Raw genomic sequence first — 19451 nt, 5'->3', positions numbered from 1 at the left:
TGGCGGCGGACGTTTGGAAGTGCGCAATGCTCTTTACTATGCTGCATTACCGGCAATACGCTTCGATCCTCTGCTACGCGACTTCTACAAACGCCTGACTGAAAACGGAAAACCCGGCAAGGTTGCTGTGATTGCTGTCGTCAGAAAAATGGTCACCATCCTCAATGCGAGAATGCGTGACCATTATGCTTTAATACTTGACGGCTAATACCGCTGCTTTTTCTTACGCCTACCGTTTGACCGCGTAAAAAACTTCGCGCAACGCTCAGAACTTCAGGTCAACCGTAATCATCATAGCGGCTCTGTTTGCACTCGGATCGCCAGATACACTCAGTTTGCTGGAAAATCTGTCATCAAGATCAATCAGCGTCGCACCAGCAGCAACCTCCGGCGTGCCGCTGTCAGACAAGCTGGTCCCGACATAAGGTGACGCGATCCCCGCAAAACCGCCATCGGCACCGGAGACCGAAAAACCATAAGCCAAGAAAGCACTTACCGAGTATTCGCGGTAATCGTCGCGCCCGACCAATCGAGAACCTTCAATCGATCCTGACAGGCCACTCTCGCCTGCTGCCACACGTAGGCCACCACCAAGATCAAAGGCCCCCGCATCGCCATTGGTCTGGTCTGTGAAATCGTGAACATAAGCCCCCTTCACAAACGGGGTCACGGCTGTCTCACCGATTTGCATCGCATAGGCCAGTTCAGCATTCGGCTTCAATTGCACGGTATTCACCGAGGATTCTTCAACTCGGCTTCCATCGCTTTCGCTATAGGCATCAAGCGTGTTGCGCGACGTCAACGCACCTAACCCGCCTGTCACCAGAAGGGGACTTTCTGCGATCGGTTGGAAAGTTTGGCGCACATCAACCTGCAGATACCAGCTCTTGCTGTCGGTATTGCCTGTCACGCTGGTATTACGGCTCTTGGCCACATCCCCGAACGCATAACCCGCAATGGCAGAAAATGTCAGCGTGTCGGACGGAGTGTAGATAACATAGGGAGACAGGTTCCAAGTATCTTCTTCGTAGGTGCCGGTTTCAAAGGTCGTCGTAATATCGGTTTTGGCATAGCCAACCGACATTCCAGCCACGAGCGCCGACGAAAAGCGGTAGTCCGCACCCAGGTTGTACCCCCAGACGCTGCCGTCGTAACGGTTATCCTCATCTGTCCGATTGCGAGTGTTTTCGACATCGGTAAAGGACCCATGCCCCCAGATCGTAATCGGACTTTCAGTCGATAAGAAAATGCGTTGTTCTGGCCCGCCAATCGGGGAATCAGCGGTATCAGCGGCAGCGAGCGTCCGTGACGTATCGAAGGATGCGAGCATCGCCAACCCGCGAAGGGTTGAGCCATTCGTTTGGAATGGCGGCTCATCGTCTGTATCGAGACCGGCCATGCCGAACTGCTGCACTGGCGTACCGCCATCTGGCTGTGTGCCCGGGACGGTTCCGCTGGGAATTATACCGCCGGAACCAGGAGCACCACCCGGACCAGTCGCCACATTGGATACACGCGACCCGAAATTCTGGCCAATAACCACGGATTGCGACCGTGTTACCGAGCCCTGAACGGCGCGCTGCGCCGCAGGCGAGCTGTCGGAGGCCGCATCCGTGGTGGTGATTGTCACTGAGGCACTGTTATAAGCCAGATCGGACCCGCCATTCGAAATCGTATAATTGATGGTCATCCGGATGGTTGCACCATTCTCCCCGTCAATGGAGACCGTTCCGGTTTCGGTGCCAACGGTGTTCCGGGTGCTGGAGCAGGAGACACCGGCCGCAGCAGTGAACGTACCCAAAGAGCAACCATTATGCGCGGTGAGGCTGGTGGTGCTGCCGCCGGTCCCGATACGAAAGACCTCAGGGGCGCCGGCCTGGCTGATAAAGGTGATGTCGCGTAATGCTTTACCCTCTGTGACACCGTTGCTTGTCGCAAAGCAGGTACCAGCACTGTCGTCGTAGCTCAGACTATTGGGGCCACTCGCAGTTGCTGCGGTGGCGGCGAGGTTGGTGCAGGTGATCGTCGTGGTGGCTGCAGATGCATCCCGCAAATCGCCGATTATAGAGCCGCAAAGAAGAGTTATCGCAAATAGCAATGATGATGGCAGTTTAGCGATACTGATCATGCAGGCTCCCCCGAACCAATTAGCACTCAGACGGCTTAATCACACGTAACATTAAGATTATCATATTTTTATAAACTTAAAGATGAATTTCAATCAAGACGATATCGCCCTGCAGAACTTCTCGCGGTTACTGCGTACGTAAGTTAGCCTGATAGTATCGCGTCCATCTTAATGAGTTGGGGGGGGATCTCCGAAAGGTGGCGTGATTGAGCCCTTATTGTACTGCTTCCAGCATCTCAGAAATAGCTTTGCACAGATGCTCAAACGCCATTTTGGCCCCGGGACTCATATGCCGGGCGCGCAGCCAGCCATGGATCATTTGCGGTTCTTCGCGGTACTGCACGGAAATGCCTGCACGGGCAAGGCGGGCAGTATATTCACGCCCATCATCGCGGAGCGGATCAAAATAGGCCGCGGTAATAAAGGTCGGCGGCAACCCACGCAGATCATCAACCGACAATGCATGGGCAAACGGATCATCCATCGGCGCCTTGAGCACGTCACGATAATAAATCACATCATCGGTGCTTAAGCCCGGCGCGCTTGCCATCTGCCCATAGCTTGGCCAGTTCAAATCCCCACCAAGCGCGGGATAAATCAGGGCCTGCCCCAGAACACGATCGCCAAAGCCCTCTTCGCGGGCGCGAACAGAGATCCCGGCGGCCAGCATGCCCCCGGCACTATCCCCGACCAGCACGACCTTCTTGCCTGATGCCAAGATGCTTTGGGTTACCTTGTGGCAATCTTCGTGCTGTGCGGGCCAGATATGTTCGGGAGCCAGTCGGTAATCAATGGCGATCAGTTCGGCCTTTGCCGCCTCGGAAATTTCGGCACAAATCGCATCATGGCTGTCGCGCGATCCGACGACAAAGCCACCGCCATGCATATAGACGATCTTGTGGGTTGAGCCGCACTCGGCCGGACGGTAATGGCGCACCGGTACATCAGCAATCACGTCGTCTTCGACCTGCATGCCCACCGGATGGGGAAAGGCAAATTCGGCGCAAAGTGCATCATACCAGCTGCGTTGCTGATCAATTGAAGCCGCCACTGCGTCGGGCGGATAGAACCCGTCGCATTTGGCAATGAAGGCACGAATGCCTTCTTCCTCTGGCATCGGGTCATAGGTCATTTCGGAGGAAACCTGATCGGATTTGGCCATCAACGGATCCTTGGTCAAAGACGTGATGTGTCAGCCTAACGCGGAAGCCCCCGCAGTTAAAGACTGCAGGGGCATATAACAGCTTAATTGTGAACTGGTTCCGCACGCGGCGGATAAAGGCACTATCTAGCCAATCGCACGACCAAGCTGATCGGGTTTGGGCAGGCCTGCATGGCGCTTGGCCATCTCGGCCAGATTGGTTGCCACCACGCCAGCCGGTTCGGAGGTACGACGGGTTGCAAGGTCGACATGCAGCAACATGGTTTCAACCGTTGCAGCAACCGCACCATCATCATTGATCAGACGATGGAACAGATGCAGTTTTTTGCCCGCCCCATTGATCAGCTGCGTCGTGACACGGATATGATCCCCGGCACTGATTTCCTGCAGATAACAGACATGGGTTTCGACCGTGAAATAGCTGCCGCCATTGGCGATATAGTCGGCATCCGCACCAACCATTTCCATGAAACGGTCGCTTGCGTTAGAGCTGACTTCAACATAGTGGGCTTCGTTCATATGCCCGTTATAATCCGTCCAGCTTTGTGGGATCTGACGATCCCCGGTGACCGGAAGATCATCAATCGGTGCCGGTTCGGGCAGCAAACCCTCGTGATCATTGATCGTGCCCCCTGCGCCACTACCCGATTTCTTGAGCGCACGCATCATGCCAACAAGGTTGTCATCACGCAGCCGTTCAAGTTCACGGATGCTCATATGGCCGGATTGATCATCAGATTGCTGCGCAATACGCGCTGTCAGTTCCGGGGTCAGTTCGGGCACATCCATCAGTTTCGTCCACGGCCATTTAAGGGCCGGGCCGAACTGCCCGATGAAATGTTCCATCCCAGCTTCACCGCCCGCAATACGATAAGTCTCAAACAAGCCCATCTGTGCCCAACGCAGGCCAAAGCCAAAGCGGATGGCATCGTCAATTTCCTCGGTCGTGGCGACCTCATCATGGACAAGCCACAGCCCTTCGCGCCAGACGGCTTCAAGCAAACGGTCAGCGATATGGGCATCAATTTCCTTGCGCACGACAAGCGGCTTGAGTCCAACAGAGCGCAGCACATCACACCCGGCTTCAAGCACCGATGTTTCGGTTGCCGCCGATGGCACCACTTCGATCAGCGGCAGCAGATAAACCGGGTTGAACGGATGGGCGACGACGATCTGACCGGGATTGTGTGAACCCTGCTGCAGCTCGCTGGGTTTGAAGCCCGATGTTGATGAGCCGATCAGGCAATCAGCCGGGGAATGCGTCTGAATTTGGGCAAGGATTTTGTGTTTAAGCGCAAGCTGTTCAGGCACGCTTTCCTGAATCCACTGCGTCCCGGCCACCGCCGCTGCCATATCATCATGGAAGGTCAGGGTGCCTTCAGCTGGCAGGGCACGGTCATATAGCGCCGGCAGGCTGCGGCGTGCGTTCGCCAGCACTTCATTGATCTTGCGTTCGGCCTGGGGATCAGGATCGAAGACCGCAACATCCCAACCGTTGAGCAGGAACCTTGCAGCCCAGCCACCACCGATCACACCACCACCAATGATGGCGGCCTTTTTATTGGGTACGTTGGTCATCAGCGCGGCTCCCGCTTGGTCAGGCCAAGCTTCTTGCGCACCGCATCCGGACCGATCACCGTGGCGCCCATGCCCTCAATAATGCCAACCGCGCGTTCAACCAGCTGGGCGTTAGTGGCAAGCACACCCTTCGACAGATAGATATTGTCTTCCAGACCAACGCGCACATTGCCGCCGGCCAGAACCGATGCCGCAACATAGGGCATCTGATCACGCCCGATGGAAAAGGCCGACCATTCCCAATCGGATGGCACGTTATTGACCATCGCCATAAAGGTATTGAGATCATTTGGCGCCCCCCACGGAATACCCATGCAAAGCTGCACAAGGGCGGGACTTTCAAGAATGCCCTCATTCACCAGTTGCTTGGCAAACCACAGGTGACCTGTATCGAATGCCTCGATCTCGGGTTTGACGCCAAGATCAGTCATCATCTGCCCCATGGCGCGCAGCATGCCCGGCGTATTGGTCATGACATAGTCGGCCTCGGCAAAGTTCATCGTGCCGCAATCAAGGGTGCAGATTTCCGGCAGGCAGTCGGCGATATGAGCCATGCGTTCCGACGCCCCGATCATGTCGGTTGCGGCTTCATTGACCGGCAAGGGCGCCTCGGTCGAGCCAAAGACGATATCGCCACCCATGCCCGCCGTCAGGTTAAGGACAACGTCCACGTCAGCCGCCCGAACCCGTTCAGTCAGTTCGCGGTAATATCTAACGTCGCGTGATGGTGCCCCGGTTTCGGGATCACGGACATGACAATGCACAACGGCGGCACCGGCCTTGGCGGCATCGATCGCACTGTTGGCGATCTGTTCGGGCGAACGTGGCACGTGCGGCGACTTATCCTGTGTGCCGCCCGATCCGGTTACGGCGGCGGTAATGAAGACTTCCTTGTTCATCGAAAGCGGCATGCTGGCCTCTCTGGCTTTTGGGGTCATTTTGCTGCGATCAGGATATCGCGATTGGCAATATTGATTTTACATATTCCGTCATTTACTTTTCTCATTATGCCACAACCACATCACCGATTTGTCTTTGTCCTGTTTGACGGATTTTCCAATCTGGTTCTCGCCAGCGCATTGGAACCATTGCGCGCGGCCGCAGGCCTGCCCAATGGGCCAGACATCCGTTGGGATATTTGCACAATCGATGGATCCCCCACGACAAGTTCAAGTGACCTTGTCATCACGCCAAAGGCCGCGCTGAATGCCCTCAATGATCCGACGCGGATTGATTATCTGGTGGTGATATCGGGCTATGACATGCGCCATCATTTATCGTCGCGCACACGTGCCCGGCTGCAAAATGCTGCGCAACATGCACGCACCGTGATCGGTGTCGATACCGCGGCCTGGCTGCTGGCGGCGTGCAATATGCTGGCCGGGAAATCAGCGACCATTCATTGGCAGGAACTTGATCAATTCCGCGAACAGTTCCCCGATGTCAGTGTCCTGACCGACCGCTTTGTTGAAGATGGCAAAATGATCACATCGGGCGGGGCTGCGACCGTGATGGAGATGATGCTCCATCTTCTTTCCCGGGAATTTGGCCCGTCGGTCGCCTTTGATGTCAGCAACCTGTTTGTCTATGACGCCCGCCATCAGGCACATGGCACAAACGATATGCCCGCACGCGGGGCCGATCGTTTGCATGGTCCGGGCGCGGATCATGTCCGGCGTGCGGTTAGCGAAATGATTGCCCATATCGAAGCGCCGATTGCGCTCAAAGCCATTGCGACCCGCGCGGGCTGTTCGCTGCGCAGTCTTGATCGGGCCTTTCAGGACAATCTGCAAATGGCGCCGGGGAAATATTATCAGATGCTGCGTCTGGGTCGGGCACGCGATTTGGCCCGATCCACAGATATAAAGCTCGCTGACATTGCGCTTCAGACCGGGTTTAAAAGCCACGCAGCCCTTAGCCGTGCCTATGCCCAGGCCTTTGGCACAACCTTGCGCGCCATGCGCAGCAAACGGCGCACGGTACCAACCACAACCGCATCACAACCCGACCTATAAGCGGATCGATTCCACGCTGTCGTTCAGAAGCGTTGCACTTTTTTCAAGTCCGTCACGCTCCGTCGCGACAAGATCGGGCATCAAGTCGGTTTCTATCCCGTTTGCACCGACAACGCGTGGAATGGAAAGTGCGACATCCCTGATCCCGACGATTTCGGGGGTCACACAGGATACGGTCAGAACATCATGCTGATCGCGCCCGATCGCCTTGACGATTCGCGCCAACCCGGCCCCGATCCCGTAATAGGTCGCGCCCTTACCCTTGATGATTTTATAGGCTGCATTACGCACACCATCATCAATGCTTGCACGGACATGTTCCGTGATCGGTGCGCTGACCTGGGCTGCGATATCGGCAAGCGACAGCGATCCCACCTTGGCATTCGACCAGGCAAGGACTTCGCTATCGCCGTGTTCGCCAAGGACATAGGCATGAACCGATTGCGGTGAAATACCAAGATGCCGACCCAGAAGGCTTCGGAAACGGGCAGTATCAAGAATGGTGCCCGAGCCAATCACCCGATTGGTCGGCAGCCCGGATATCCGTTGGGTGATCTGGGTCATGATGTCGACCGGGTTAGACGCAATCAGAAGAATTGCGTCAGGCGCGACCGACAAAACATTGCCGACCACGTCCTTGAAAACGGCGGCATTTCTTTCAAGCAACGCCAGTCTGGTTTCACCGGGTTTCTGACTGACCCCCGCGGCCAGAATGATGACGGATGCACCGGCCAGCCCATCATAATTTGCCGCTTCAACAATCGTGGAAGACATGAAAGGCACAGCGTGCGCTATGTCTTCGGCCTGTGCCACAGCCAGATCGTGGTTTTGATCGACCAGAATGACCGAGCTTGCGAGTCCCATAACCGCCAGCGCGTAGCCCGCCGAACTTCCGACCATTCCGGCCCCGACAATCCCGACTTTCATCACCCGACTCCCAATTTTCGCACCACATTGATCCAATGATGCCATTGCCGGGGGATGAGGTCAAAAAAGGGCAGGAAAACTGCCGTTGCACATTGAAATTTGTCCAAAGCAAAGCCACGTAGCCTTTGTAGACTGCCAGACAATGATATCTCGTCGCAAAACTACTGCCTTTTTGACTTATGCTTTCTCCCTTAGCACACCAAAACCGAAATAGATTTTGAAATCGCTCACTCTCAGGTGTGGGCGCCCGAAAGAGCAGGTTACCTGCCGGCGGAGAAGAGGGAGACTTTGGGTGCAACTGACAGCCCGTAAACCGACACGTGCCCTGCACGTGACAGATCGTGTGTTTTGCGGCATGACCGTGAATACTAAACGATCCTGCAATCAAGGCATTGCGGGACGTGGTCTGGTGCGTTTCGGTCAATCATCTGGCATACAGAAGTCATACCGTCAGTTACCTCGGCAATACCAACTGTCTCGCGTGCAGATTTCCACCGAAGACGTCCAGGAATAAGCCCGATGCTGGAAACAACCAGCATCACCAAGAATTAAGCAACCGAATTTCCCGTTCGGTGCTATGCTTACGCCCTGATGCAGACGGTTAGCCATGCACAGGATTCCGTTCCAGATACCATTGAGAGAAGCCGAGGTATCCGACCATGCATTCATCTGAAATTCAAAAACTCGTCGCCCGCCGCCAGACTTTCAAAAGCCTTGAAGCACCGTTCTACGGTGATCAGGACATTCTGGATCTGGATATGGATGTCATCTTTGGCCAGAACTGGATTTTCGTTGGCGTAGAGCCTGAGCTTCCGGAACCGGGCGATTGCATCACCGTTGAAATCGGTGGCGCGTCGATCCTGATCCTGCGCGGCGATGATATGGGCCTGCGTGCATTCCATAACGTCTGCCGTCACCGCGGTGCAAAGCTGATCGATGAACGCCAGACCACGATCGGCAACATCGTCTGCCGTTATCATGGCTGGACCTATAACGAGGATGGCGACCTTATCCTTGCCGAACATATGGGTTCAGGCTTTGATAAAAGCTGCCATGGCCTGAAAACGGTTCACGTCCGTTCCATCGCCGGCCTGATCTTTATCTGTCTTGCCAAAGACGCCCCGGCCGATATCGAAGAAATGGCCAAGGTCATGGAACCGTATATTGCGCCGCATGATCTTTCCAACTGTAAGGTTGCCCACGTTTCCGAACTGATCGAGGAAGGAAACTGGAAGCTGACCATGGAAAACAACCGCGAGTGCTATCACTGCGAGGGCAACCACCCTCAGCTGACCGTGCCGCTGTCGGAATTCGGTTTCGGCTTCTCGCCTGATGAACTTGATCAGCGCCGTTCAGAAGACGTTGCCAAATATTCTGAGACCATCACCAAGGATCATGCACGTTGGGAAGCATGCGGCCTGCCGTCTGCCGAGCAGGACCAGCTCTCAAACGTCACCGGCTTCCGGACCATGCGCCTGCCGCTGATGCGCGAAGGTGAATCGCACACCCTTGATACCAAGGCTGCCTCGAAGAAACTTCTGGGCAACTTCACCGATGCCAAACTTGGTGGTCTAAGCTTCTGGACGCATCCGAACTCCTGGCACCACTTTATGGCCGACCATATCGTGACCTTCTGTGTTCTGCCGCTTTCGCCGAACAGAACGCTGGTCCGCACGACCTGGCTGGTCCACAAGGACGCACGTGAGAACGAGGATTATACCCTTGATAACCTCACCCACGTATGGAACATGACCAACCAGCAGGACGCCGACCTTGTCCGTCTTGCCCAGATTGGCAGTGAACAGCCTGCATACGAACCGGGCCCGTATTCCAAATTCACCGAACCGCACGTTGAGGCGTTCTGTGACTGGTACATCAAGCGCCTGGAAGACCACTTCGCAACGAACAAAGCCGGGATTGCCGCAGAATGAGTGAGAAGAAGCCAAACGAGGACACGAAGGGCAACGACGCGCCCGTCGAAGAAATCGTGACCGAAGTCAACCGGGTCCCCTTGTGGGATCCGGAGCACGACGATGTCCTTGTTTGCCGGCAAGTTCGTCAGGAAACGCACGATGTGAAAACCTTTGTGTTTTCGGGGCGTGAGCCGCGTGCGTTTCGTTTCTACCCCGGTCAGTTCATGACCTTCGAGCTGCCGGTCGAAGGTATGGTCACGCGCAGCTATACGATCTCGGCATCAGCCGCACGTCCATACCGTATTGAAATCACGGTCAAACGTGTTCCGGGTGGTCCGGGATCGAACTGGCTGCATGACAACATGCTGCCGGGCAAGGAAGTGAATGTCACCGGGCCGGCCGGTGACTTCACCACCGACGCAACTGCTGATCAGAAATTGCTGTTCATTTCGGCTGGTAGCGGCATCACGCCGATGATGTCGATGACCCGCACGGCATGCGATCTGTCCGAGCCGACCGATCTGCATTTTGTCCATGCAGCCCGTACCCCGTCGGATCTGATTTTCCGCGATGAGTTGGACCTTCTGGTCTCGCAGAACCCGTCGCTGAAGGTTTCGCTGACCGTTGATACGACCTCGGCCAGCCATCAGTGGTCGGGCTTCACCGGCCGTTTGAGCCTGCCGATGCTGTCGCTGATGTCGCCGGACTTCAAGGACCGCAAGGTCTTTTGCTGTGGCCCGGGCCGCTTCATGGAGGGCGTGCGCAACATGCTCCAGGAAGCCGGCTTTGACATGGACAAATATTACGAGGAAAGCTTCGACTTCGGTGCTGAAACCGCGGGTAACCTCGAAGAACATGAATCTGTTGCACCGGAAATCAGCGATCAGAAATTCCGCGTCAGCTTCGTAAAAACCGGCCACGTTGTGGAATGTAATCCGGGCATGACGATCCTGTCGGCCGCCAAGGAAGCTGGTCTGATGCCGATGTCTTCCTGTCAGCGCGGTATTTGCGGTACCTGCAAATCCAAACTGGTCACGGGTGAAGTCGACATGCAGCACGGTGGCGGTATTCGCCAGCGCGAAGTCGATCAGGGCAAAATCCTGATTTGCTGCTCGACCCCGCTTTCCGATGTCGAGGTCGAGATTTAAGACCCCCGACAACGACGGCACAATTTAAAACGCCCTGCTCACTTTTGATTGTGAGCAGGGCGTTTTCTTTTAGGCACCAGCTTCAAGCTGCGGGGCTTCGGCCGCGGCCATGTTACTTGTTGCCAGCGAATCGGGGATCGGGCGACGCAGCGCTTGCGGCGTGCAGCCATAGCGGCGGCGGAACATGCGGCTTAGGTGTGACGAGTCGCAAAAGCCGCAATCAACCGCGATCTGGGCGACCGATTTGTCACTTTTTTCGATCAGATGCTGGGCCAGATCCAGCCGGATATTGAGGAACGCCACCTGTGGCGACGTATCAAGTGCAAGCCGGAAATGCCGTTCGATCTGGCGCTTACTGTTGCCCATGCGCCGCGCAATTTCCTGCACCGAAATCGGCATATCGATATTTTGCTGCATGATCAAAAGCGCACGCTGAACAATCTGATCCTGAGTCTTCAGATCAAGCGGAATGCCCGGCTGTGGTTTTTCCGCCTGAAGCGCATCATCAATGATCATAATATGCAGGCTTTTGTTCGCCTGTGCGCGGCCAACATGCTTGTCGACCAGATAGGCAGCAAGATGCGCCGAACTTACCCCGCCCGAACAGGTCAGGCGATCGCGATCGACCACAAAAATCTGCTCGGTAACCGGGTCAAGTCCTTCGAATTGTTCGACAACCTCGGAATGATGGAACCAACTGACACAGCAACGATAGCCATTTAAAAGCCCAGCCTCGTGCAGCATGAAAACACCGGTACACACACCAACCAGCGGCACACCAGCCGCCGCCGCTTCATGCAGGAACTTCTGATAGGCGGGGCTGAGCTTTTCGGCGTCATCCATCAACCCGCCGACAACCACGATATAGTTGAACCGTCTTGGGTCCCCTAACCGTTCCTTGGGCTGTACCGCGATCCCGCTACTCGATGTAATCGGGTCCATCGTGTCTGACAGAACCGTCCATTTACAAAGAATCGGACGACTGCGATCACCCTCGTCCGCAGCCAGTCGCAAGACATCAACAAAGTTCGCAAAAGCACACAAGGTAAAGCGTTTTGCGAGGATAAAACCGACGTTCAAACGCGGTGCAGTCTGGGCACGGGATTCAGGCTTCTTGAGCATCGGTTCCTCCGATACAGGCAAGGTTGTCAGGTTTGTCGTAGCGGTAATCTCACTTTGACGCAAACATTCTATTTTTTGGCGCAAAAAGTCGCCAGATTAATTTTCATGATACCGACGGGTATATCGGGGAAGCAAGAGAAACACAGGGTCTCGGCAGAATCAACAATCGGATCGCGATGAAGATGTCAAAAATGGCAAACAGTACATTCGCGCCCCGGGAAGTTGGCCAAAAATGTGTAACAATTGTCCCGGTTCCGGAATATCGGCATCCCGAATTGCACCAAGATAAATGTCGCCTCCGGTAGTGTCACATCACGTAACGCTTCCAGTCTTTGAAACTTAAATCGGGTCGCGCTTGCCGCGACCGTCCCGGACCAGACAGCTTTGATCCGGATTTCGTCAGAGAGGGAAATGATGAAGGTTCTCGTACCTGTTAAACGGGTCGTCGACTACAACGTGAAGATCCGCGTCAAGGCGGATGGTTCCGGTGTCGACCTTGCCAATGTCAAAATGTCGATGAACCCCTTCGACGAAATCGCGGTCGAGGAAGCCATTCGCCTCAAGGAATCCGGTCAGGCTGACGAAATCGTCGCCGTCTCGATCGGCCCGGCTCAGGCACAGGAAACCCTGCGCACGGCCCTGGCCATGGGTGCGGATCGTGCCATCCTGGTAACGGTTGATGGTCCGGTTGAACCGCTTGATGTCGCAAAAATCCTTAAGGGCGTCGTTGACGTGGAGGAACCCGGCCTTGTCATTCTGGGCAAGCAGGCGATTGATGATGACGCCAACCAGACAGGCCAGATGCTTTCGGCCCTGTTGGGTTGGTCTCAGGCGACCTTTGCCTCCAAACTGGAACTCTCGGCTGATCATGCAAAAGTCACCCGCGAGGTTGATGGTGGTCTTCAGGCCATCAGCGTCAGCCTGCCGGCAATCGTAACGGCCGACCTTCGCCTGAACGAGCCCCGCTATGCGTCGCTGCCCAATATCATGAAGGCCAAGAAAAAGCCGCTTGATAGCAAAACCGCCGCCGACTTTGGCGTTACCGTTGCACCGCGTCTGCGCCTGATCCGGGTAGAAGAACCCGCAACGCGCAAGGCCGGTATCAAGGTCGCCGATGTTGCTGAACTCACCGACAAACTCAAGAATGAAGCTGGCGTCATCTGACCCAGGCGGAGATTGAAATCATGCCTATTCTCCTTTTTGCCGAACACGATAACGCAACACTGTCCGAACAGACCGCAAAGGCCCTGAGTGCCGCAAGCCAGATCGGTGATGACATTGATATTCTGGTCGCAGGTGCTGGCGTTGGTGCCGTTGACGAACAGGCATCCAAGCTTTCTGGTATTCGCAGCGTTCTGGTTGCCGATAGCGACGCACTGGCAAACCACCTTGCCGAAAATGCTGCTGACCTGATCGTTTCGCTTGCCGGTGACTATGACACCATCGTTGCTGCAGCGACCGCCAATGGCAAAAACATCCTGCCGCGCGTTGCGGCCCTGCTTGATGTCATGCAGGTGTCCGAGGTGATGGAAGTTGTCGATGCTGATACCTTCAAACGCCCGATCTATGCCGGCAACGCCATCGAAGTCGTTCAAAGCACGGATGCCAAAAAAGTTCTGACCATCCGCACCTCAAGCTTCGGCGCGGTCGAGGCTGGTGACAGCACTGCCGAAATCAAATCTATTGATGCCGGCAGTGCCGATAGCGGGAAATCTTCCTTCCTTGAAAACATTCTGTCGGAAAATGATCGCCCCGAACTCGGTTCTGCCAAGATTATTGTTTCCGGTGGCCGTGCGCTTGGATCAGAAGAAAAGTTCAAGGCTGTCATCACGCCGCTTGCAGACAAGCTTGGTGCAGCAGTTGGCGCATCGCGTGCAGCTGTTGATGCCGGCTATGCCCCGAACGACCTTCAGGTTGGTCAGACGGGTAAAGTCGTCGCACCGGACCTATATATCGCATGTGGCATTTCCGGCGCGATCCAGCATCTGGCAGGCATGAAGGATTCCAAGATCATCGTTGCCATCAATACAGATGAAGAAGCACCGATCTTCCAGGTCGCAGATTACGGCATTGTCGGTGATCTGTTTGACATTCTGCCGCAGCTGGAAAACCAGCTTTAAGCTCACCAGAGAAATCGAAACGGAACCAAACCAGTGAACGATACCTCTTATATCCTGCGTATTGCCTGCGACGATCAGCCGGGCATCGTTGCGACCGTTACCTCTGCTCTGGCCACGCGCGGCGCCAATATCGCCGAGTCCAACCAGTTCTGGGACCGCCACACCAACAAGTTCTTCCTGCGTGTTGCGGTCATCACACCGTCAGAGATCGACAAAGAATCCATTGCCCTGTCGCTGAACCCGGCGGTTGATCGCTTTAACCTGAAGCTCAAGATTGATGAAGTTGCTCGCCGTCCGCGAATCATCATCATGGTTTCGAAGTTCGACCATGCGATGCTGCACCTTCTTTACCAAATCAAGGTGGGCTGGCTGGACGCCGAAGTCGCGGCCATCGTTTCGAACCACGAAGATGCCCGCAAGGTCGCCGATCAGGAAGGCATTCCCTTCTATCACTGGCCGGTGAACAAGGAAAACAAGGCTGAACAGGAAGCCAAGCTTGCTGACCTGATCAAGGAAACCAAGTCTGAACTGGTGGTCCTTGCCCGTTACATGCAGGTCCTGACCAACGAGCTTTCCAGCCAGTTCTATGGCATGATCATCAATATTCACCATTCGTTCCTCCCATCCTTCAAAGGGGCAAAGCCGTATCACCAGGCTTATGAACGCGGCGTGAAACTGATCGGGGCGACGGCACACTATGTCACGCCGGATCTTGATGAAGGCCCGATCATTGAACAGGAAACCGAACGCGTGAACCACGCGATGTCGGCCGACGATTTCGTCGCGGCGGGTCGTGATATCGAATCCCGGGTTCTCGCCCGCGCAGTCAAATACCATCTTGAAGGCAGGGTGATGCTCAACGATCACCGAACAGTTGTCTTCACTTTGTAGTACACTCCTGCAACGGGGCCGGCTTCGACCGGTCCCTGACGCGTTTTTCGCCATGCCGAGCACTGACAAACATCTCGGAAAGAAGGATTGAGAGAAATGAGCGCATTTCCAAGCAAGGCCAAAGTAGTCATCGTCGGTCTCGGCGGTATTGTTGGCTCCTCGGTGGCACATCACCTGATCGAAAATGGCTGGGACGATATTGTCGGCATCGACAAGTCCGGTATCCCGACCGATATCGGCTCGACCGCGCACGCATCCGACTTCTGCTATGCGACCAGCCACGACCAGCTGACCACCTGGACCACCATGTATTCCATGGATTTCTATGAAAAGATGGGCCATTACGCGCGCATCGGCGGTCTGGAAGTCGCACGTGTCGGCGATGAAGAACGCATGGGCGAACTCAAACGCCGCGTTGACTCTGGCAAGGCATTCGGCACCAACGTCAAAATGATCACGGCCGCAGAAGCCAAGGAAAAATTCCCGCTTCTGGAAGAAGACCAGATCATGGGTGCGATGTGGGACCCGGATGCCGGTCTTGTCATTCCGCGCTCGCAAACTGTTGCCGGCAAGCTGATCGATCAGGCCGAAGCATCCGGCAAGCTCAAGATCTTTGCCAACACCTCGGCTCTTGAACTGATCACCGAAAATGGCCGCATCAAGGGTGTCGTTACCGAACGCGGTACGATCCATGCCGACTATGTTGTTGTCTGTGCCGGTCTGTGGGGCCGTCTGATCGCTGAAATGGCGGGTGAAGACCTTCCGGTGATGCCGGTCGACCACCCGCTGACCTTCTTCGGGCCGTATAACGAATTCGAAGGCACCGGTGTTGAAATCGGTTACCCGCTGCTTCGCGACCAGGGCAACTCGGCCTATATGCGCGATACCGGCGATCCCAAAAGCACCGAGGGCGGCCAGATCGAATGGGGTTACTATTACGAAGAAAACCCGCGTCTGGTCCATCCGCGCGACATCCTTGAAAAGGATCAGGCACGCCTCTCCCCATCCCAGCGCGACCTCGAACTCGAAGACGTGATCGAGCCGCTTGAACGCGCCATGGAACTGACCCCGATCCTGACCGAACTTGGCTTTAACGAAAGCCACTCGTTCAATGGTCTGCTGCAGTCCTCGGCTGACGGCGGCCCGTCGATGGGTGAAAGTCAGAACCTGCGTGGTCTCTGGTACGCGGTTGGTATCTGGATTAAAGACGGACCGGGCATGGGCAAACTGATTGCCGACTGGATGACCCATGGTCGCACCCATGTCGACCATGCCTCTGTCGACTTCTCGCGCTTCAACAAGTTCCAGCTGAACGAACAGTACATCCACGACCGTTGCTATGAGACGGCGAAAAAGATCTACAACCCTCCGGTCCACCCGCGCGAGCCGTTCGCCAATGCCCGCGGCATTCGTCGCTCCCCGTTCTATGAGCGCGAAGTCGAACTGGGCGGTTACTTCATGGAACTTGGTGGCTGGGAACGCGCACACGGTTATGCCGCCAACGAGCACCTTCTGGAAAAATACGCTGACCGCGTTCCGGTCCGTGAACATGAATGGGACAACCGCCACTTCTGGCGTGTGTCGAACGCCGAACAGCTCGCCATGAGTGACGATTGCGGCATCATCAACCTGTCGCACTTCCACATGACCGACATCTCCGGTCCGGATCATGTCGAACTGATGGAATGGCTTTGTGCTGCCAAGGTCGGTGGGGCCGCCAACATCGGCAAGGGTATCTATACCCACATGCTCGATGACGAAGGCATGGTGCGTGCCGACTTCACCGTCTTCCGCATGGAAGACCGCTGCCGTTTGGTTAACGGTGCCGATGCCGGCCCGCGTGACCTGACCTATATGCGCCGCACCGCTCAGGACAAGGGTTGGGATGTCACGATCACCGATGTGACCGAAGACTACACCACTATTGGCATCTGGGGCCCGAATGCGCGTGAGAACCTTAAAAAGGTTGTCGAAGATCCCGAAGCGCTGAATGTCGAAAACTTCCCGTTTGCCGCCATCCGTCAGATCAAGATTGCCGGCAAAACCGTTTCTGCTTTCCGTATTTCCTATGTTGGCGAGCAGGGCTGGGAACTTCACATGCGCTATGAAGACGGCCTAGCTGTCTGGGATGCACTGCGCGGGATTGGCGTTCTGGCGGTTGGTGTTGAAACCTATGCCAACTCGCGTCGTCTGGAAAAATCGCTGCGTCTGCAGAACGCAGACCTGCACACCCAGTACAACCTGCTCGAAGCCGATCTGGCACGTCCGAAAGTCAAGGAACCCGACTTCCGCGGCAAGGCAAAGCATGTTGAATATCGCGAACGCGATCATCAACCAGCCATGCTCTGCACCCTGATCATGACCGAAAATGTCGATGCCAATGGTGTGGCCCGTTACCCGGTCGGCCGTCTGCCGGTCATGGATCCGGAAACCGGCAAAACCCTGATCGATGAGCTGGGTCGTCGTTCCTATACCAGCTCGATCGCCTTTGGTCCGAGTGTCGGCAAGAACATTGCCCTTGCCTACCTGCCGTGGGATTACTGCCAGGAAGGTCGCAAACTGACAGTCTCCTACATGGACGAGATCTATCCGGTCGAAGTCTATGGCATCGGTTACAAACCGATCTACGATCCCGAAAACCTCAAGCCGCGCAGCTAGGCTTTCCGATCTCAAAGACTGATCAAAAAAAAACCCGCCAAACAATCGGCGGGGTTTTTACTTTCAGGATCCATATCCCGGATCAAGTATCGCTATGCTTAGGCAACATGCTCTTCAAAGAAGGCCTGTAGCTTATCAAACGGAATGATGTCCACTTGGTCATACAGATCGACGTGATCTGCACCGTCGATAATCATCAGCTCTTTCGGTTCAGCAGCTGCCGCATAGGCATCTTCACTGAAGTAACGCGAATGGGCTTCCGAACCCGCGATCAGCAGCATCGGGCGCGGCGAGATTTCATCGACATAGGTCAGAAGCGGCATGTTCATGAACGACAGCGGGTTGGTTACGGTCCAGCCACCGTTGGAGTTGACCGAACGTTTGTGATAGCCGCGCTCGGTCTTGTAGTAGCCGTAATACATCTGAATGACCGGGTTATCGATGCCTTCAAGCGTATCAGGCAAACCACCAGCCATTGCCGGTTTACCATTTCCCGCATCTGTCCAGCGCTGCTCGCTCATCTGGGTCAGTGCTGCGGTACGCTCTTCCTGGGTCATTGCATCGTAATAACCCTTCGCCATCACACGTGACATGTCATACATGCTGGTCGTGGCAACCGCTTTGACGCGCTTGTCTGCGGCAACGGCATTCAGTGCCATGCCGCCAAAGCCGCAAATACCAATGATGCCGATCTGATCACGGTTCACCGACTCATGCAGGCCCAGGAAATCAATCGCTGCCATAAAATCTTCGGTATTGATGTCCGGCGATGCAACGTCACGAACAGCACCACCACTTTCACCAACATAGGACGGATCAAACGCCACGGAGACAAAGCCGCGCTCGGCCATTGTCTGGGCATAAAGACCCGCTGCCTGTTCTTTCACCGCACCAAACGGACCGGCAACCGCAATCGCCGCCAGCTTGCCGGAACGGTTTTTCGGCAGATACAGATCACCAACCAACGCAACGCCGTAACGATTGGTGAAGGTCACCTTCTCATGATCAACCGCAGCACTCTTGGCAAAGGTCTTGTCCCACTCTTCGGTCACCGCCAAAGCGGGCGAACCAACAAGGGAGCTCGCCCCGAATGCCGCAGCACTCGCACCAGCGATTTTCAGAAGGTTACGACGGCCCTCATTAAGGGTCTCGGTCTTGTTTTCAACATTCACAGAGTCAGTCATCTCATTCGCTCCTTATCAGTTCGCGATTTATGAGCCGACTGTAGCGAAAACCCAGTGGGCGGATTAGCCCACTAGTTTCGCTTGGAATGATGAATTTGATTCATTAGAGGAGGAGTGCTCTGGTGTGGAATTGCGGGGGCAGGATTAGTCTCCGCCCTTTGGGCTCCGCCAGCTCCGGCCTATGGCCTTCGCAAAGAACCTGCAAACAGGCTATGGCCTGTTTGCGATGTTCCAATCCGCATGCACTCGGCAAACCAACATTAAAAAAGCCCGCCACAAGGGCGAGCTTATTTAATGTTGGTTGCGGGGGCAGGATTTGAACCTGCGACCTTCAGGTTATGAGCCTGACGAGCTACCGGGCTGCTCCACCCCGCGTCAGTGGGTGTTTCTGTTTAGGCGCTTGGCCTTTTAAACAGATAACGCCGCTCATGTTTGAAGCGGCGTTTGATGTTTGGTGTGTGTATAGGGAATATGATGTGCTGTATTTGGAAGGCCCGGCGGTGACCTACTCTCCCGTGCCTTAAGACAAAGTACCATCGGCGCAGGCTGGTTTCACTTCTGAGTTCGGGAAGGGATCAGGTGGTTCCCGGCCGCTATGGCCACCG

14 protein-coding genes, 1 tRNA gene, 1 rRNA gene and 1 pseudogene are annotated in these 19451 nt (G+C 55.4%); 8 read left to right on the top strand and 9 right to left on the bottom strand.

The annotated features are described in order from the left end of the window. Positions 1-208, top strand: a pseudogene (locus UF64_RS20475) (IS110 family transposase); the annotation flags it as partial. 57 nt (positions 209-265) lie between these two features. Here the strand turns inward: UF64_RS20475 and UF64_RS00080 are convergent. The 4 genes from UF64_RS00080 to UF64_RS00065 all read right to left on the bottom strand — a co-directional run bounded on the left by UF64_RS00080 (position 266) and on the right by UF64_RS00065 (position 5806). After that, a complete protein-coding gene (locus UF64_RS00080; RefSeq protein ID WP_082049353.1) occupies positions 266-2128 on the bottom strand; it encodes an autotransporter outer membrane beta-barrel domain-containing protein in 1863 nt (620 codons plus the stop codon). A 214-nt stretch (positions 2129-2342) separates the two neighbouring features. Then, positions 2343-3290: an alpha/beta hydrolase gene (locus tag UF64_RS00075; protein ID WP_152630562.1), complete on the bottom strand. Its 948-nt coding sequence runs from the start codon at positions 3288-3290 to the stop codon at positions 2343-2345. Between the two features lie 126 nt (positions 3291-3416). Continuing rightward, positions 3417-4868, bottom strand: a complete 1452-nt coding sequence (locus UF64_RS00070) for a carnitine 3-dehydrogenase (RefSeq protein WP_044826590.1) — start codon at positions 4866-4868, stop codon at positions 3417-3419. After that, positions 4868-5806, bottom strand: coding sequence for a 3-keto-5-aminohexanoate cleavage protein (locus UF64_RS00065; RefSeq protein WP_235284909.1), 939 nt, complete (start codon positions 5804-5806; stop codon positions 4868-4870). Before UF64_RS00065 ends, UF64_RS00070 begins: the two co-directional genes overlap by 1 nt. A gap of 69 nt (positions 5807-5875) precedes the next feature. Here UF64_RS00065 and UF64_RS00060 point away from each other — a divergent pair, with 69 nt between their 5' ends. Beyond that, positions 5876-6883 (top strand): GlxA family transcriptional regulator, encoded by a 1008-nt coding sequence (locus UF64_RS00060; RefSeq protein WP_044826588.1) that lies wholly within the window; start codon positions 5876-5878, stop codon positions 6881-6883. Here the strand turns inward: UF64_RS00060 and UF64_RS00055 are convergent. Further along, the gene (locus UF64_RS00055; RefSeq protein WP_044826587.1) at positions 6878-7810 is read right to left on the bottom strand and encodes an L-lactate dehydrogenase; all 933 of its coding nucleotides are present in this window, start codon (positions 7808-7810) and stop codon (positions 6878-6880) included. The genes UF64_RS00060 and UF64_RS00055 overlap by 6 nt on opposite strands. A gap of 659 nt (positions 7811-8469) precedes the next feature. Here UF64_RS00055 and UF64_RS00050 point away from each other — a divergent pair. Together UF64_RS00050 and UF64_RS00045 are read left to right on the top strand one after the other, a co-directional pair. Further along, positions 8470-9741 (top strand): SRPBCC family protein, encoded by a 1272-nt coding sequence (locus UF64_RS00050; RefSeq protein WP_044826586.1) that lies wholly within the window; start codon positions 8470-8472, stop codon positions 9739-9741. Continuing rightward, positions 9738-10871, top strand: a complete 1134-nt coding sequence (locus tag UF64_RS00045; protein ID WP_044826585.1) for a hybrid-cluster NAD(P)-dependent oxidoreductase — start codon at positions 9738-9740, stop codon at positions 10869-10871. The genes UF64_RS00050 and UF64_RS00045 overlap by 4 nt, the downstream gene beginning before the upstream one ends. Before the next feature lie 69 nt (positions 10872-10940). Here UF64_RS00045 and UF64_RS00040 read toward each other — a convergent pair whose 3' ends face one another. Next, entirely contained in the window at positions 10941-11993 is a 1053-nt protein-coding gene (locus UF64_RS00040; protein WP_044826584.1) for a GlxA family transcriptional regulator, read from the bottom strand. 414 nt (positions 11994-12407) lie between these two features. Between UF64_RS00040 and UF64_RS00035 the strand changes: the two genes are divergently transcribed. From UF64_RS00035 to UF64_RS00020, 4 genes are all read left to right on the top strand, one after another. Continuing rightward, a complete protein-coding gene (locus tag UF64_RS00035; protein ID WP_044826592.1) occupies positions 12408-13157 on the top strand; it encodes an electron transfer flavoprotein subunit beta/FixA family protein in 750 nt (249 codons plus the stop codon). Positions 13158-13177: 20 nt separating this feature from the next. Continuing rightward, positions 13178-14113 (top strand): electron transfer flavoprotein subunit alpha/FixB family protein, encoded by a 936-nt coding sequence (locus UF64_RS00030; RefSeq protein WP_044826583.1) that lies wholly within the window; start codon positions 13178-13180, stop codon positions 14111-14113. A 33-nt stretch (positions 14114-14146) separates the two neighbouring features. After that, on the top strand, positions 14147-15004 hold the full coding sequence (gene purU / locus UF64_RS00025; protein WP_044826582.1) for a formyltetrahydrofolate deformylase: 858 nt from the start codon (positions 14147-14149) through the stop codon (positions 15002-15004). A 96-nt stretch (positions 15005-15100) separates the two neighbouring features. Beyond that, entirely contained in the window at positions 15101-17662 is a 2562-nt protein-coding gene (locus UF64_RS00020) for an FAD-dependent oxidoreductase (RefSeq protein WP_044826581.1), read from the top strand. Between the two features lie 98 nt (positions 17663-17760). On the opposite strand, the gene UF64_RS00015 is transcribed toward UF64_RS00020, so the two are convergent. The 3 genes from UF64_RS00015 to rrf all read right to left on the bottom strand — a co-directional run. Then, entirely contained in the window at positions 17761-18846 is a 1086-nt protein-coding gene (locus UF64_RS00015; protein ID WP_044826580.1) for an alpha/beta hydrolase, read from the bottom strand. A 298-nt stretch (positions 18847-19144) separates the two neighbouring features. Continuing rightward, a tRNA-Met gene (locus tag UF64_RS00010) sits at positions 19145-19221 on the bottom strand. Between the two features lie 117 nt (positions 19222-19338). Further along, positions 19339-19451, bottom strand: a 5S ribosomal RNA gene (gene rrf, locus UF64_RS00005); the annotation flags it as partial.

The organism is Thalassospira sp. HJ (genome assembly GCF_000948415.1).
Taxonomy (GTDB): Bacteria; Pseudomonadota; Alphaproteobacteria; order Rhodospirillales; family Thalassospiraceae; genus Thalassospira.
Note: the sequence above shows the minus strand (reverse complement) of the source record. Positions and strands in the feature narration are given on the sequence as shown.

Excerpts from the sequence above, each read along its gene's own strand:
- UF64_RS00080 (WP_082049353.1), bottom strand. The coding sequence starts at position 2,128 with ATGATCAGTATCGCTAAACTGCCATCATCATTGCTATTTGCGATAACT.
- UF64_RS00075 (WP_152630562.1), bottom strand. The coding sequence starts at position 3,290 with ATGGCCAAATCCGATCAGGTTTCCTCCGAAATGACCTATGACCCGATG.
- UF64_RS00070 (WP_044826590.1), bottom strand. The coding sequence starts at position 4,868 with ATGACCAACGTACCCAATAAAAAGGCCGCCATCATTGGTGGTGGTGTG.
- UF64_RS00065 (WP_235284909.1), bottom strand. The coding sequence starts at position 5,806 with ATGACCCCAAAAGCCAGAGAGGCCAGCATGCCGCTTTCGATGAACAAG.
- UF64_RS00060 (WP_044826588.1), top strand. The coding sequence starts at position 5,876 with ATGCCACAACCACATCACCGATTTGTCTTTGTCCTGTTTGACGGATTT.
- UF64_RS00055 (WP_044826587.1), bottom strand. The coding sequence starts at position 7,810 with ATGAAAGTCGGGATTGTCGGGGCCGGAATGGTCGGAAGTTCGGCGGGC.
- UF64_RS00050 (WP_044826586.1), top strand. The coding sequence starts at position 8,470 with ATGCATTCATCTGAAATTCAAAAACTCGTCGCCCGCCGCCAGACTTTC.
- UF64_RS00045 (WP_044826585.1), top strand. The coding sequence starts at position 9,738 with ATGAGTGAGAAGAAGCCAAACGAGGACACGAAGGGCAACGACGCGCCC.
- UF64_RS00040 (WP_044826584.1), bottom strand. The coding sequence starts at position 11,993 with ATGCTCAAGAAGCCTGAATCCCGTGCCCAGACTGCACCGCGTTTGAAC.
- UF64_RS00035 (WP_044826592.1), top strand. The coding sequence starts at position 12,408 with ATGAAGGTTCTCGTACCTGTTAAACGGGTCGTCGACTACAACGTGAAG.
- UF64_RS00030 (WP_044826583.1), top strand. The coding sequence starts at position 13,178 with ATGCCTATTCTCCTTTTTGCCGAACACGATAACGCAACACTGTCCGAA.
- UF64_RS00020 (WP_044826581.1), top strand. The coding sequence starts at position 15,101 with ATGAGCGCATTTCCAAGCAAGGCCAAAGTAGTCATCGTCGGTCTCGGC.
- UF64_RS00015 (WP_044826580.1), bottom strand. The coding sequence starts at position 18,846 with ATGACTGACTCTGTGAATGTTGAAAACAAGACCGAGACCCTTAATGAG.